This window comes from Thermus caldilimi, assembly GCF_004684245.1.
Lineage (GTDB): Bacteria > Deinococcota > Deinococci > Deinococcales > Thermaceae > Thermus > Thermus caldilimi.
Genome location: NZ_CP038452.1, coordinates 443247 through 456588, shown reverse-complemented (window position 1 = coordinate 456588; position 13342 = coordinate 443247). Strand labels below are relative to the sequence as shown.

At 63.1% G+C, this 13342-nt stretch carries 16 protein-coding genes and 1 riboswitch; of the genes, 11 read left to right on the top strand and 5 right to left on the bottom strand.

Going from position 1 to position 13342, the window contains the following annotated elements:
- Positions 1-2: 2 nt before the first annotated feature.
- From EBI04_RS02245 to EBI04_RS02230, 4 genes are all read left to right on the top strand, one after another.
- Positions 3-641: a phosphatase PAP2 family protein gene (locus tag EBI04_RS02245; RefSeq protein ID WP_135255858.1), complete on the top strand. Its 639-nt coding sequence runs from the start codon at positions 3-5 to the stop codon at positions 639-641.
- A 10-nt stretch (positions 642-651) separates the two neighbouring features.
- A complete protein-coding gene (locus tag EBI04_RS02240; RefSeq protein ID WP_135255857.1) occupies positions 652-1308 on the top strand; it encodes a response regulator transcription factor in 657 nt (218 codons plus the stop codon).
- Positions 1305-2627, top strand: a complete 1323-nt coding sequence (locus EBI04_RS02235; protein ID WP_135255856.1) for a sensor histidine kinase — start codon at positions 1305-1307, stop codon at positions 2625-2627. The genes EBI04_RS02240 and EBI04_RS02235 overlap by 4 nt, the downstream gene beginning before the upstream one ends.
- 62 nt (positions 2628-2689) lie before the next feature.
- Positions 2690-2923 carry a Sec-independent protein translocase subunit TatA/TatB gene (locus tag EBI04_RS02230; RefSeq protein WP_015717011.1) on the top strand — a complete coding sequence of 78 codons (234 nt, stop codon included), beginning with the start codon at positions 2690-2692 and terminating at the stop codon, positions 2921-2923.
- Here EBI04_RS02230 and EBI04_RS02225 read toward each other — a convergent pair.
- From EBI04_RS02225 to EBI04_RS02205, 5 genes are all read right to left on the bottom strand, one after another.
- Entirely contained in the window at positions 2920-3180 is a 261-nt protein-coding gene (locus EBI04_RS02225; RefSeq protein ID WP_135255855.1) for a hypothetical protein, read from the bottom strand. The genes EBI04_RS02230 and EBI04_RS02225 overlap by 4 nt on opposite strands.
- 77 nt (positions 3181-3257) lie before the next feature.
- Positions 3258-3923 carry a heparan-alpha-glucosaminide N-acetyltransferase domain-containing protein gene (locus EBI04_RS02220; RefSeq protein ID WP_135255854.1) on the bottom strand — a complete coding sequence of 222 codons (666 nt, stop codon included), beginning with the start codon at positions 3921-3923 and terminating at the stop codon, positions 3258-3260.
- Positions 3920-5047 (bottom strand): polysaccharide deacetylase family protein, encoded by a 1128-nt coding sequence (locus tag EBI04_RS02215; protein WP_038069171.1) that lies wholly within the window; start codon positions 5045-5047, stop codon positions 3920-3922. Before EBI04_RS02215 ends, EBI04_RS02220 begins: the two co-directional genes overlap by 4 nt.
- A 9-nt stretch (positions 5048-5056) precedes the next feature.
- Positions 5057-5977: an NHL repeat-containing protein gene (locus EBI04_RS02210; protein ID WP_206202053.1), complete on the bottom strand. Its 921-nt coding sequence runs from the start codon at positions 5975-5977 to the stop codon at positions 5057-5059.
- A 137-nt stretch (positions 5978-6114) separates the two neighbouring features.
- Positions 6115-7347: an Nramp family divalent metal transporter gene (locus EBI04_RS02205; protein WP_038069165.1), complete on the bottom strand. Its 1233-nt coding sequence runs from the start codon at positions 7345-7347 to the stop codon at positions 6115-6117.
- An 87-nt stretch (positions 7348-7434) separates the two neighbouring features.
- On the opposite strand from EBI04_RS02205, the gene EBI04_RS02200 reads away from it, so the two are divergent.
- The 7 genes from EBI04_RS02200 to EBI04_RS02170 all read left to right on the top strand — a co-directional run bounded on the left by EBI04_RS02200 (position 7435) and on the right by EBI04_RS02170 (position 13335).
- On the top strand, positions 7435-7881 hold the full coding sequence (locus EBI04_RS02200) for a c-type cytochrome (RefSeq protein WP_038069163.1): 447 nt from the start codon (positions 7435-7437) through the stop codon (positions 7879-7881).
- Positions 7881-8543, top strand: a complete 663-nt coding sequence (locus tag EBI04_RS02195; RefSeq protein WP_038069155.1) for a response regulator transcription factor — start codon at positions 7881-7883, stop codon at positions 8541-8543. The genes EBI04_RS02200 and EBI04_RS02195 overlap by 1 nt, the downstream gene beginning before the upstream one ends.
- Entirely contained in the window at positions 8540-9199 is a 660-nt protein-coding gene (locus tag EBI04_RS02190) for a hypothetical protein (protein WP_135255852.1), read from the top strand. The genes EBI04_RS02195 and EBI04_RS02190 overlap by 4 nt, the downstream gene beginning before the upstream one ends.
- Positions 9115-9789: a sensor histidine kinase gene (locus EBI04_RS02185; RefSeq protein WP_135255851.1), complete on the top strand. Its 675-nt coding sequence runs from the start codon at positions 9115-9117 to the stop codon at positions 9787-9789. Before EBI04_RS02190 ends, EBI04_RS02185 begins: the two co-directional genes overlap by 85 nt.
- A 17-nt stretch (positions 9790-9806) precedes the next feature.
- Complete coding sequence (locus EBI04_RS02180; protein ID WP_135255850.1) at positions 9807-10223, top strand: hypothetical protein; 417 nt, start codon at positions 9807-9809, stop codon at positions 10221-10223.
- Positions 10224-10235: 12 nt separating this feature from the next.
- A riboswitch (Fluoride riboswitch) is annotated at positions 10236-10298 on the top strand.
- A 59-nt stretch (positions 10299-10357) separates the two neighbouring features.
- Positions 10358-11878: a MutS-related protein gene (locus tag EBI04_RS02175; protein WP_135255849.1), complete on the top strand. Its 1521-nt coding sequence runs from the start codon at positions 10358-10360 to the stop codon at positions 11876-11878.
- Positions 11875-13335: a MutS-related protein gene (locus tag EBI04_RS02170; RefSeq protein WP_135255848.1), complete on the top strand. Its 1461-nt coding sequence runs from the start codon at positions 11875-11877 to the stop codon at positions 13333-13335. Before EBI04_RS02175 ends, EBI04_RS02170 begins: the two co-directional genes overlap by 4 nt.
- The last annotated feature ends 7 nt before the right edge of the window (positions 13336-13342 follow it).

Here is a 13342-nt window from a genome sequence, read left to right as displayed (position 1 = left end):
CTGTGAAAATCAGATGGCCCATCCTCCGAGTTTCCGGCACCTTGGCGCTTGTTTGGGCGTGGGGGATTTCCCTCATCGCTCTTCTGGGGTTCCTATCCTTGGCTGAGGACGTTTACGAGAAGGAGGGGTTCCCCTTTGATACGCCCATCCTGCACCAGCTGCATCAGTGGCGGTCACCCACCTTGGACCAATTGGCCATGGCCTTAACCCAGACCGCCTCGGCCAAGGTTATCGGCCCACTAGCATTGGTCCTTGCGGTGGGAGGCTACCTCTGGCGTTGGCCCTGGCCACGGTTTGTCCTGGGTTTCGGAGGAGCAGTGCTTCTCACCCAGGCGGGGAAGCTAGCCTTTGCCCGCGGAAGGCCTCACCTCTTTCCCCAGCTCACGCCAGAGCACGATTTCAGTTTCCCCTCCGGACATAGCGTGGCGTCACTGGCCTTGGTGTTAGGCCTATATTTTCTCCTTCGGCACCGATTCCCCGATAAGGCCGTTTGGGTCTTGGTCCTCGGCTTACCCTGGGCCTTCTTGGTAGGCATCTCACGGCTCTACCTCCAAGTGCACTATCCCTCGGACGTGCTGGCGGGATGGGCCTTAGCCACCTTTTGGACCCTTCTCGTCTGGCTCCAGCCGAATAAGTCCTAAGGGGGTTGGTATGCGGATTCTCCTCGTGGAGGACGACCCAGAGGTGGGAGCCTTGGTAAAGGAAACCCTCGAGGGGGAGCTTCACGCGGTGGACTGGGCTCACGACGGGGAAGAAGCTCTAGGTTTGGCAGAGGCTTTTCCCTACGATCTCCTGGTTCTGGACCTTGGCTTACCCCGGCAGGACGGTATACGGGTACTAAAATACCTGCGCCAGAGGGGTAGCCGTGTGCCCGTGCTGATCCTCACTGCCCGGGATGGAGTGGATGACCGCGTGGAGGGGCTGGAGGCCGGGGCAGACGACTACCTGGTGAAGCCCTTCCACCTGCGGGAACTGCGAGCCCGGGTGCGTGCCCTTCTGCGACGGGCAGCTGGCGAGGCGGCCAACCAGGTGGTGATCGGCCGGCTTCGCCTGGACCTATGGGCAAAACGGGCTTTTTGGCTAGGCGAAGAAGTTTCCCTCACCTCCAAGGAGTGGTCGCTTCTGGAGTTCCTGGCCCTAAATCCCGGGCGCTTTTTTCAACGGGAGGATCTTTTAGAGCACCTCTGGCCCGGCGAGGCAAGCGTGGATCCGAGGAGTCTTGACGCCTACATTTCCCGCCTCAGGCGAAAACTTGCCGAAGACGTCATCGAAACCCGTCGGGGTTTGGGCTACCGGTTGGTGGGATGAGCCTCAGGCTTCGCCTAACCCTCTTTGCGGCATTCTTGGTTTCGGCCGTGCTCCTAGTCTCGGGACTTGGTCTCCGTCAGGGGCTTGCCACCCTCTTACGGTCCAACCTAGATCGCTCCCTCCTCGAGGCCCTGGCCCTTGCCCGCCCCTTGGTCAATGAGGAAAATGGGCACCTGCGCCTGGAGCACCCTGGGGAGGAAGACCCCGCTCTTAAGGAGCTCCCGGGAGACTTGGCCATCCTGCTTTACCGTGAGGGAAACCTCGTGGGCACCCTGGGGAAGCTGCCTCCTGCGCCCCCCTCATCCCTCCAGGAAGGATGCTTCTCCCAAAGAGCATGGCGTTTTTGCGGGCTTAAACTTCCGGGTGGCGTGTTATTAGCCGGGCGTCCCCTGGAGGGAATACAGGAAAGCCTGGAGGCTATGGACCGAGTTCTGCTCTGGATTGGTCCGCTGGCATTTACGCTTACCGGTTTGCTGGGATACCTCCTTGTAGGCCGAGCCCTGGCACCCGTGCGCCAACTTACCCTGGCTGCCCACACCAGAGCCCACACCCAGACTTGGGAACCCCTCCCCTTGCCGTCTTCCCAGGATGAGCTCCGTACCCTGGCTGAGGCCTTTAACGCCCTTTTTAGCGCCCTGTTGTCGGCATTGGAAAGGGAACGCCGCTTCACTCAAGACGCCGCGCACGAACTCCGTACCCCCCTCACCGTCCTCCTGGGGAGGTTGGAACAGGCCCGGGAGGAAAACCGGGACCCCCGCCTAGAACTCCGTTTAGCCCAGGCCTTAAAGGCAGGGCAAAAGCTTTTGCGATTGGTGGAAGACCTCCTGCACTTGGCAAGGGCCGAAGCAGGCCAGGGCTTCAGGCGAGAGCGGCTAGACCTTAGCGCCGTAATCCAGGAGACCGTGGAGGACATCTCTCCCCTCTTCGCCGCCAGGGGGGTGAGGCTGGAGATGGAGCTACCCCAGGAGCTCCTAATCCTTTGGGGAGACCCGATAGCCCTGGCCATGGCAGTGCGCAATCTCCTCGATAACGCCCTCAAGTTCTCCCCACAGGGAGCCAGGGTAACCCTCTTTCTCCAAAGGCAAGGGGGATATGCCGTGTTGGCCGTGGAGGACGAAGGGCCTGGTTTTCCCGAGGAGGCTTTGCCCTACGTTTTCCAGCGTTTTTACCAGGCTAAAGAGGAACACCGCCTTCAGGGTAGCGGTCTGGGCCTGTCCATTGTAGCCGCGATCGTACGGTGGCATGGGGGGAGCGTTAGCGCCCAAAATACCTCTAGAGGTGCCCGGGTGGCCATAACGCTTCCCCTTGCCAAGGTTTAGGCTCTCCCCCGCAAAGGCGCGGGCTTCAGGTGGGATTCAGTTTCCCGGCCTAAGGTAGAGCTATGATTGACAGCCCAGCGCAGTTGGTGGCCATCCTGGTGGTAGCCCTTCTCCTGTTTGGGCCGAGGAAGTTGCCTGAGCTGGCCCGAGGCCTAGGGCAATCGGTGCGGGAGTTCAAGAAAAGCGTGGAGGGCCTGGCCGAGGAACCCAAAACGGAGAAGGAGGATCCACAAGCGGTTCCCCACGCTCCTCAGCCCAAACCCCCGGTCGAGGGTGAAAGGCCCCCTCGAGGCTAAAGGCGAAGGTATAGCCCCAGCCGGTCCAGAACCCAGAACACCAGCCACCAGAACAGGATATAGCTGAGGGTGAAAAGGTATCCCCCAGCAGGCCCCCCATGCGCCAAGAAGGTTCCCAGGAGCAAGCTCCAAAACCCCCGGAGCCAGGTGAGCTTGAGGGCCAGGGGGAGGACATAGGCCAAGAGGGGGTTGGCCCCAAACGGGCGCAGGGGCCGGAGGATACCCCGGGGCAGGCGCTTAAGGACCTCCAGGGTCAAGGCCCCCAGGAACAGGGTTGGGAGGAGGTAGGTGGGAGTCCAGTAGGTCTTATCGGGTGGAAGAAAGGGCAGGAAAACTAGTCCCCCAACAAGGCCCAGTACCCCCACGGCCAGAGGCTTCGCCCTTTCATGAGGGCCTCCCCCAAGCCCGTGGCCAAAAGGACGAAGGCGCCCGTGGGTATGGCGGAAGGAAGCCCCCTTAAGCCCAAGGGCATCAGATAGGTGCGGTTCAGATGGAGGAGCAGGTTTCGGTCCTCGGCAAAGATCCCCGGCCCTACTCCGGGTACGGGAACCAGGAGAATGGCCGCCCCGTAAGCGACCATGAGGAACAGGGCAAGAAGGGTACGGCGGAGGAGAGGAAGATCATAAAGCCAAGCCCCAAGCCAGTAGGCCAGGGCCAGAAGCTGCAGGACGTCCAAGGCAAAGACCCACCGACCCATCTGCAAACTGGTGAGACCCAGGCCTAGGAGGAACAAAAGAACGACCCGGCGAAGAATACGGAGTTCGTAGAGCCACTCGGCCACGCCCCTCCTTAGGGCGCTGGCGCGGCTAAAAGGGATGGCGGCCCCCATGGCCAGGAGGTACCAGGGGAAGACCAGGTCGGCGAGGTAGACGCTTCCGCCGAAGGGGCCGTGTTCCAGGTACGGGGGTGCCCCCGGGGGAAGGTTGTTGACGAAAAGCATGAGGGCCACGGTGAGCCCCCGAAAGGCATCCAGGGCCAGGCTCCGCGCCGAGAGCGTCATCGCTGGGCTAGTACCAGGCCCTCCACCGTACCCAAGGCGAGCCCCTGGGCCCGGGCCTTACGGATGAAGACAGGAAGGACCTTAAGGGTGTTGGCCACGTTGTCGTGAAGAAGAACGATGCCTCCCGGGCGGAGGTGGTCCTCGAGGCGCCTTTCCAGGACGGGGAGGGAAAGCCCCGCATAGTCCCCGGGATCATCGGTCCAGAAAACCGTGGTCAGGCCCAGGTCCCGGGACACCTGGAGCACCGTGCGGTCGTACCGGCCCCCAGGCGGGCGGAAGTAGCGGGGAGAAACCCTGGTAAGGCGTTCCAGGACCTGGTTGCAAAGGAGAAGCTCTCTCCGGATCTCGCCTGGCTCAAGCCCGGGAAGGCGGACGTGGTGGTAGGTGTGGTTGCCCAGCTCGTGCCCCGCCGCCACCAGATCCCGGATGAAGTAGGGATAGGCTTCGGCGTTCCGCCCGATCACGAAGAAGGTGGCCTTAATCCCTTCCCGCTTGAGCAAATCCAGCAGGAGAGGGGTAAAAAGGGGATGGGGAGCATCGTCAAAGGTAAGGGCCACGTAGGGACGCCCAGGGTTGCCGTGGTAGAGGACACCTCCCCGGTGGCCTACCCGGCTGGCAAGGATTTGCTCGGCCCTCTCCTTGGCCCGGTAGGCCTCGGGGCCCTCGTACCGAGGGCGGTCCTCCAGAATGGCCTCCAAGGGCTTCTCCTGACGGATCCCGGGGTTCAACCAGAGGCGATCGTAGCCGAGGGGCGTCCTTAAAGCCAAAAACTCGGGCGCGCGGGCCTTCGGCACGCTGGCGGTAAAGAGGGGGAGGTCCTTTGGACCCGCGTAGGGAGCAGGGTAGATGGCCAGATCCACCTCGGCCAAGCTTACCCGGGCCTCGAGGGCACCCCTCACCGCCTCCTGGGCCAGGCGAAGAAGATTGGCAGGGGATGCTTCCCTAGAGGCGACCTGAAGGAGGACGTACCCCACCTCCATATAACCGTTGCCCAGGTAGTTTGCCCTCACCACCTGGGGAAGTCGCAGGGTCAAGGAGGGCAAGGGCTCCTGGGGCAGGGGTTTCGGTGGGGCATACCCCTCCACCAAAGGTAAGGGGGCCAAAGCCAGAAGTAAGGCCAGCATGATCCCACTCTAGCGGATAAGGTCCAGGCCGTCAGGATACCGGAGGAAGCCCGGATCGCTGCCGGGAGTGTCGGTCCTACCGTACTGGAAGACCACCCGGTTTTCCTTGCGATCCACCACCAGAACCCGGTGTCGCCAGTCGTCGGTAAAGACCACAAGTCCATTCCTCAAGCCCAGGGCCACCGAGGGATGGTTGAGGTGCTCCTCCTTCCCCTCAGGGGCGTAGCGCCAGAGGAGGTGCCCCTTAAGGTCCACCTCCACCACGGCCCCTGGGGACCACCAGTCCACCACCAAAACCGTGCCCCAGGGCGTCAGATTGGCGTCGGAAGGGTAGTGCACAGGAAGGGAAATGGTGGCAAGTCGGTGGCCCTGTAGGTCCACCACCGCCAGGTCATGCCCAGCGATCTCCGTGACCAGAAGCCTGTCCTTCCCCAAGGGGAAAGCACCATTGGGCTTATTGAAAAACCCATCGGCGTTGCGGCAGACCCCTGTCCGGCCCAGGACCTTCTGTAGTTTTCCTTCCCGGCTAAAAAGGAGAATGCGGCAGTTTCGGATGTCCGCCAGGGCCAGCAGGCCCGAGGGCAAGGGCACCAGGTCATCGGGATTGTCCAGCTGACCCGGTCCCGCTCCGGGGTGGCCCGGCCGCCCGTAGAGCCAAAGCAATCGTCCCGCTGGATAGCCCACCGCACCCACCACATCCACCTCGGGATCGGTAATGTACGCCACCGACCCCCCGGGGGCCAAGAAGACGTCATCCGTATAGCGGAACGGTCTGGGCAGGGGAACCACCCGAACAAGCCTCCCCTCCCCAGCGAGCTCCACCAAACGGTGGTTGCCCGCATCAGCGATGACCACACCCTTGTCCAAGGGGTCTTTTGCCCAGGCGAGGGACAGCAACCCAAGGAGCGGGAGCAAGGCTATAGGCCTCATGCCCTGAGGAAAAGGCCAAACCCTGAAGTTGGCCTGAAGCAGGGCTCAAGGTAACGCTTGCAGAACTCTGCCGTAGATCACCCCTCTCCCCTCGAACCCTGGTTGCCCCAAATCCTTCCCTGTTGGCTTCTGCCCTCTCATGAACCCAGCGCCTGCTTGAGGAGGTAGAGGTTAAGGCCCAGCACCAGAAAAGTTGCCCCCCATCCCAGGAAACGGAGCCAGGAAGGTCCCAGCAAGGAACCCATCAGGTTGGGGTCCCCGCTGAACCGCATGAGCGGGAAGAGGGTGAAGGGAAGCTGCAGGGAAAGGAGCACCTGGGAGAAGACGATGAGGGCCATGGGGGAGGCGTGGAGGGTGAGGGCCAGGGAGGCTGGGAGTACCGCCAAAATCCGGGTCAGAAGCCGTAGCCGGGCCCGGTTGGCCTTAGCCCCCAGAAAACCCTCCACCACCACCTGCATGGCCAAGGTGCCGGTAACGGTGCTGGAGAGGCCGCTGGCCAGGAGGCCTATGCCGAAGGCGAACGCCGCCAAGGGCCCCAACAGGGGAACCAAAGTGTGGTAGGCCTCCCCAAGGTCCCGGATGACCAAGCCATGGGTGTGAAAAACGCTAGCTGCCACCACCAGGATGGCGGCGTTAACCAGCCAGGCCCCCGACAGGGCCAGCACCGTGTCCAGGAGGAGGAATCGATAGACCCGCTTCCTCCCTTCCCCCAGCCGGGTCTTCACCTGGGCGGAGTGCAGGAAAAGGTTATGGGGCATCACCGTGGCCCCGAGGATGCCCAAGGCCACATAAAGGGCCCCGGCATCCCCCAAGGCGGCGTTGGGAAGGAAAAGGTGCCGGACTAGTTCCAGGGCCGGGGGTCTAGCCAAGGCTACCTCCACCACATAGGCTAGGCCGATTACGGCTACCAGGGCGGTGATGGCCCACTCCAGGGCCCGGAAACCAAAGCGTTCCAGGTAAAGGATCAGGAACACATCGAGAACCGTCAGCCAGGCGGCCAGGACCAGGGGAAGGCCAAACAGAAGGTTTAAGGCCACCGCCATCCCCATGAACTCGGCCAGGTCCGTGGCCACCATGGCCAGGAAGGCGGTGAGAAAAAGAAAGCGCCCCCAGGCCCCGGGATAGTGCGCCCGCATATGCTCGGCGAGATCCTTCCCCGTGGCCACCCCGAGCCGGGCGGCGATGGCCTGAAAGAGAACAGCCATGGCGCTGGAGAGGGTCACCACGAAGAGGAGTCGGTAGCCATACCGGCTTCCCGCCTCGAGGCTCGTGGCCCAGTTTCCAGGGTCCATATACCCCACGGAAACAAGAAACCCCGGGCCCAGATACCACCACCATGGCCGGGCTTTAGGCGTGCCTAAAAGCCCCATGCCCTAAGGATACACCCAAGACCCCAGTCAGGGGGGTTTCATTTCCCCTTCAGCTCTTGGAGTACCCTGAAATCCTGGAGGTGAAGCATGAGGAAGTTGGGCTTTGCGGCCTTGGTGGTTCTCCTAGGTTTGGCCACGGCACAAAGCGGACAGGCCCTTTACGGACAGTACTGCGCCAGCTGCCACCAAGCCAATGGCCAGGGCCTACCCGGGGCCTTCCCCCCGCTGGCTGGGCATGTGCCCGAGATTCTGGCCAAGAAGGACGGACGGACCTATCTGCTCGATGTGGTGCTGTTTGGCCTGCAGGGACAGATCAAGGTGAAGGGTCAGACGTACAACGGATCCATGCCAGCCTGGGGGCCCCAGCTCAAGGACGACCTTATCGCCGCCATCCTTAACCACATCACCACCGCCTTCGGCAACAAACCCCCGGCCGGGTTCAAGCCCTACACCGCAGATGAGGTAAAAAAGGAGCGGGCCAGGAAGCTTACGCCACAGAAGGTCTACGCCTTGCGGCAGACTTTGAAGCTCTGATGGGTACGAGGCTTCTCCTGGTGGAGGACGATCCCGACCTGGGAAGGACCGTAACCCAGGCCCTGGAAGAGCATGGCTTCCAGGTGGTCTGGGCCACCTCCCAGGAGGAGGCCTGGGAGGCCTTGTGGGATGTTCCTTTCCAGGCCCTGGTGTTGGATGTGCGCCTTCCCGAAGGGGAAGAGGCGGGATTCCACCTGGCCCGCACCCTGCGGGAGGCGGGCTTCACCCAACCCATCCTCTTCCTGACCGCCAAGGATGCCCTGGACGACCGGCTCCACGGCCTCGAGCTGGGCGAGGACTACCTGACCAAGCCCTTCGCCCTTTCCGAACTGGTTGCCCGCATACGGGCCCTCCTCCGCAGGGGAGAGGTGCGGCCCAGGCGGGTGGAAGTGGGAGAAGTGGTCCTGGAGGTGGAAGCCCGGAGGGTCCTCAAGGGCGGCCTTCCCATTGGCCTCACCGCTAAGGAATACCAGGTGCTGGAACTCCTCGTCCTTAACCGCGGAAGGGTTTTCTCCAAGGATGAGATCCTGGAGCGGATCTGGGGGCCCGGCTACGAGGGGGAGTCCAACCTGGTGGAGGTCTATGTGAAGAACCTGCGCAAGAAGCTGGGCGAGGAGGTCATTGAAACCATCCGGGGCCTAGGCTACCGTGTTCCCGGATGAGCTTGCGCCTCCGCCTTGCCTTGATCACCGCAGCCCTAGCCCTCTCGGGGCTGGGGTTAGGGCTCTGGCTCTCCAGCCTGTTCCTGGTTCGCTTGGCCCTGGCTGAGGTGGACCACGCCCTAAAGCTCCAGGCCAAGGTCCTCCTGGAAACCGTTCGGGAAGAGCCCGACCACCTGGTGCCCCCCGAGGTGGAGCAGGAGGTGCTGGCAGGGGAACTCCCGGGAGCAGCCTGGCTCTACCGCAAGGGAGAACTGGTTTGGTCGGGTGGGCTTTCTGCTCCTCCCCTTTTTCTACGCTCGGTCCAGGGCAAAACCCCCCAAAGCCTGGCTGGTTGGCGCATCTATACCCTCGAGAGCCAAGAGTACCGCTTGGTGGTGGCCCAGCCCCTGGGCGTGGTGGAACACCTGGCCCTCCTTTACCTACGCCTGGGCCTGCCCCTTCTCTTCCTGGTGGGGGTGGTCACCGGGGTGCTGGCCTACTTCCTAGCGGGACTGGCCCTCAGCCCCTTGCGCCGCTTGGCCGACGGGGCCATGCGCTTCCAGGTGGTGGAGCCCCCGGGGGCCGTGACGAGGTGGCCCGCCTTGCCCAGGCCTTTGCCAAGCTCCTGCGCACCCTTAAGGCGGAACGAGAGCGGGAGCAGGCCTTCCTGGCCTTAGCCAGCCATGAACTGCGCACCCCCATTGCCGCCTTTCGGGTGGGGTTGGAGCGCCTGCTCAAGGCTCCCCACTTGGAACGGGACGCCCTGGCCAAGCTAAAGGTCCAGGCGGAGCGCCTCGAGGCCCTGGCGGAAAACCTCCTCGCCCTCTCCCGAACCCAGTCCCAGGACCTGCGCCTGGTGGAGGTGGACCTCCCCGAGCTGGCGGGTCTGGCCTTCGACCGCTTCCAACCCTTGGCGGTGGCCAGGGGGCGGGAACTCATCCTGGAAACCCAACCGGCCAAAGCCGTGGCCGATCCCCGCCTCTTGGAGAGGGCCTTGAACAACCTGGTTCACAACGCCCTCCTTCACGGCCAAGGTACGGTGTACGTGCGGACGGGGACCACGGATGGGCAGGCTTACCTGGAGGTCCAAGATGAGGGACCGGGACCATCCCCCAGGGCCCGGGAGGGCTTGGGCCTGAGGGTGGTGCGCCAGGTGGCCGAGGCCTTGGGAGCGAATCTCCACCTTGCCCAGGAGGGCGGGTTCCGGATCCGCCTGCTCTTCAGGCCCCCTTCAGCCTCTTCCCCTTCAATGGACCTTGGAGCGTAGGCTCCGGAGGTGAAGGGATGAAACGGATGCTTGGGTTCCTTATGGTTTCGGCTCTGGCCCTGGCAGCGCCCATGGGTGGCGGCCTCAAGGTGTCCAGCGTGTTCCCGCCCAGGGCACTGCCCCCGGGTACGGCCATCGTCCTGGAAGATGCCAAGGGTTTGGCGATGTGGCAGACGGGCAAGGGCATGTTGCCGAGCGCCGAGGAGCTGGGCAAGGCAGCCTACGTGGTCTTCGCCTTGCCCCACGGGAAGAGCTATCGCTACGCCGTGGTGGGAAAGGCCAGTAGCCTCGAGGCCCTGCGGGTGCACATTGGGAAGAGCACCTACACCCTGGCCATCCTGCTTAAGAACCGCCATGTGGCTATTGGCAAAGACGGCAATTTGGTGACGGTTAAGGTCACCGCACCGGCAGCCCATGCCCCCAAAAAACCTTAAGGGGAGGTATACTAAAGAGAGGGCGATGGAGTCCGCCTGAACCGCCCGAAACGGGCTGATGACTCCTACCGGGAAACCGGTAGGAGTTTTTCTATTAGGAGGTGGCCGTGGCCAAGGAGGAACTTCTACGATGGATGGGGAGGCCAAGCCTTTTGGGATCGGAGGAAGAGGTCCCCCCGGAGGTTCCCCCGCCTCCTTACTTCCAGGATCTGCTTCTGGACGAGTTGGAGGGGCTCTTCCTTGCTTCCCAGGACGGCTTTGGGCTCCTCAGCTTCTTCCGGAACCTTCCCAATCACAAAACGGCAGTGCTCCACCGCCAGGCGGTATGCCGGGAGCTGGAGGGAAAGGCCTCCTCCTTGCGGGGCTTCCTTCGCTCCATGGAGGAGGTGCGGGGGCGGCTTGGGCTTTCGCAAAAGGCCCGGCACCCCTGGCAAAAAGCCCTCTACCACCTGCAGGCCGCCCGGGCCTACCTTGCGGGGGTGGGGGCCTTGGGCCGGGACTGGTCCCTCCTTCCCCCCCATTCTCCAGGGTTGAGGGCGTACGCCGCCCACCTCGAGGCCTACTTGCAATCCCCTGGCTTCTCCAACCTACGCCGGGAAGCAGAAACCGTCTGGCAGGACCTGCAGGGGCTCCGTTACGTGCTCCATGTGCACGAGGGGCGGCTTACCCTTCGCGCCTACCAGGGGGAAGGGGATTACGGCCGGAGGATAATGGAAACCTTCAGGCCCTTCTTCGGCCCTTCTTCCCCCACCTTCCCAGAGCCCGGGATGGAAGAAGGCCCCATCCTCAACCACATAGAGGAGTGGCTCCTGGACCATCTGGCCCTTCTTTTCCCGGGGCCCTTTGCCCGCCTTCAGTCCTTTTTTGCAACCCATCAGGGGTTTTTGGACCCCGTTCTGGCCCGGCTGGAGCGGGAAGTGCGCTTCTTTCTGGCCTATCTGGACTTTCTTTCCCCCTTGCGTGCCGCGGGGCTTCCCTTTACCTACCCGGAACCTGCGGACACCCCGCCCTTTTTCGTGGAGGGAGCCTTCGACCTGGTCCTGGCAGCCAAGCTGGTGGCCGAGGGAAAAGTGCCCATACCCAACGACTTTCGGGTGGAAAGGGAGCACATCCTCGTGATCACCGGGCCCAACCAGGGGGGAAAGACCACCTTTGCCCGTATGGTAGGCCAGGTTCACCACCTCTTCTCCCTGGGTCTTCCGGTGCCCGGAAGACGGGCCCGCCTCCTTCTACCCGACCGGATTCTCAGCCACTTCGAAGTCCGGGAAAACCCCGAGGACCTTAGAAGCAAGCTGGAATCAGACCTGTTGAGGCTAAGGGATATCCTTGAGCAGGCCACGGCTCGTTCCCTCCTCATCCTGAACGAGCCCCTGGCCTCCGCTACCCTCGTGGATGCAAGGATGATAGGCCGCTTTCTGCTGGAAAAGATACGCGACAAGGGGAGCTTGGCCCTGGTGGTCACGTTCTTGGATGAGCTTGCCCGTCTTCCCGGAACCAGGAGCCTGGTGGCAGAAGTGGATCCCAGTGACCCCTCAAGGCGGACGTTCCACATCCGTGAAAAGCCTGCGGAGGGTAAGGCCTACGCCCTGGCCTTGGCGGCCAGACACGGACTGACCTACGAGGCGCTGAAGCGCCGCCTAGGAGGCGGGGCATGAGGGTGGGACTCCTGCACCCGGACGAGGACCTAAGCCTGGCCAAGCCCCTCCCCTACTCCTGGGCCGAGGTGGAACACGACCTCGGGTTGGGAACGGTCCTGGAGGCCATGGCGGAGGGCGACACCTACCTGCTAGACGTAGCCCGCCAGGTCCTGGCCCAGGGATTATCCCAGGAAGCCCGGGTCATCCACCACCGTCAGGAGGTGCTCCGCGAGGCTTTAGAGCATCCCAGGCTCATAGAAGCGCTTTACCGCCTGGCCGGGCAAACCCTGCAAGAAAAACGCAAGGAGTCCTGGGGTCTTTTCCGGCGGGATCGCCCCGATCTCTACGGGGGCATCAAGGCGATGGAGGCCCTTCTGGAGGGCTTACGAGGGGTACGGGAGCTCCTGGAATCGGCTCACCTGGCCACGAGGGGCTTTCGGAGTCTCAAGGATCAGCTGGCTGCCCACCTCACCCCGGAGTTTTTCCGGGAAGCGGAAGGGCACCTTCGAGCCCTGCGCTTTCCCCAAGGAATCTGGATGACGGCTTCCTTGGGCCCAGGGGGAAGGAGCCGGGACTACACCCTCTTGCTCCCGAAAAGAAACCCCATCCCCTGGCCCTTCGGCAGCAGGCCGAAGGCCTTCACTCTCACCCTTCACCCCCGGGACGAGGCTGGGGCAAGGATCCTGGGGGAGTTTCGGGAGAGAGGGGTGTTTGCCGCCGCACGCGCCTTGGCGCTGGCGGTGGAAGAAGTCACCCGGTTCTTCGAGGCTCTCCGAGCCGAGGTAGGCTTTCTCCTGGGAGCCATCCGGCTGGCCAACAGGCTTCGGGCACTAGGCCTGCCTTTAGCCTTTCCCGTTCCTGCCGAAGGGGTTCGCCTAGCCTTCCGCAACCTCTACGATGTGGGCCTTGCCCTTCGGCAAGGGTATGCGGTGGGCAACCATCTGGAAGCCCACGGCAAGAACCCGATTCTGATCACTGGGGCAAACCGCGGGGGCAAGACCACCTTTTTGCGTAGCCTAGGCCTAGCCCAAATCATGATGCAGGCCGGGCTTTTCGTGGGAGCCGAGTTCTTTGAAAGCGGGCTGGTGGACGGCCTATTCACGCACTTCAAACGGGAAGAGGACCCATCCCTCGAGGCGGGGAGGTTTGAGGAGGAGCTCAGGCGGCTTAGCGACCTGGTGGACCACCTGACCGCCCGGCCGCTCTTTCTCTTCAACGAGAGCTTCGCGGCCACCAGCGAGCCCGAGGGATCGGAACTGGGGGCACAGGTGATCCAAGCCCTGGTGGAACGGGGGATACGGGTGGTGTTCGTCACCCATTTCTACACCCTGGCGGCAGCTTTCTTAGGCAACGCCAAGGCCCTTTTTCTAAGAGCCGAGCGCCTCCCCGACGGCCGGCGCACCTACCGCCTCAAGGAGGCACCTCCCGAGCCCACCGCCTACGGCCTCGACCTTCTGCGCCGGATCTTCGGCTAGGCAAGGC

Bases quoted from the DNA above. Each gene is read 5' to 3' on its own strand.
- EBI04_RS02180 (WP_135255850.1), top strand. From the start codon at position 9,807: ATGAAACGGATGCTTGGGTTCCTTATGGTTTCGGCTCTGGCCCTGGCA.
- EBI04_RS02200 (WP_038069163.1), top strand. From the start codon at position 7,435: ATGAGGAAGTTGGGCTTTGCGGCCTTGGTGGTTCTCCTAGGTTTGGCC.
- EBI04_RS02235 (WP_135255856.1), top strand. From the start codon at position 1,305: ATGAGCCTCAGGCTTCGCCTAACCCTCTTTGCGGCATTCTTGGTTTCG.
- EBI04_RS02195 (WP_038069155.1), top strand. From the start codon at position 7,881: ATGGGTACGAGGCTTCTCCTGGTGGAGGACGATCCCGACCTGGGAAGG.
- EBI04_RS02215 (WP_038069171.1), bottom strand. From the start codon at position 5,047: ATGCTGGCCTTACTTCTGGCTTTGGCCCCCTTACCTTTGGTGGAGGGG.
- EBI04_RS02190 (WP_135255852.1), top strand. From the start codon at position 8,540: ATGAGCTTGCGCCTCCGCCTTGCCTTGATCACCGCAGCCCTAGCCCTC.
- EBI04_RS02230 (WP_015717011.1), top strand. From the start codon at position 2,690: ATGATTGACAGCCCAGCGCAGTTGGTGGCCATCCTGGTGGTAGCCCTT.
- EBI04_RS02210 (WP_206202053.1), bottom strand. From the start codon at position 5,977: ATGAGGCCTATAGCCTTGCTCCCGCTCCTTGGGTTGCTGTCCCTCGCC.
- EBI04_RS02175 (WP_135255849.1), top strand. From the start codon at position 10,358: ATGGGGAGGCCAAGCCTTTTGGGATCGGAGGAAGAGGTCCCCCCGGAG.
- EBI04_RS02205 (WP_038069165.1), bottom strand. From the start codon at position 7,347: ATGGGGCTTTTAGGCACGCCTAAAGCCCGGCCATGGTGGTGGTATCTG.
- EBI04_RS02240 (WP_135255857.1), top strand. From the start codon at position 652: ATGCGGATTCTCCTCGTGGAGGACGACCCAGAGGTGGGAGCCTTGGTA.
- EBI04_RS02220 (WP_135255854.1), bottom strand. From the start codon at position 3,923: ATGACGCTCTCGGCGCGGAGCCTGGCCCTGGATGCCTTTCGGGGGCTC.
- EBI04_RS02170 (WP_135255848.1), top strand. From the start codon at position 11,875: ATGAGGGTGGGACTCCTGCACCCGGACGAGGACCTAAGCCTGGCCAAG.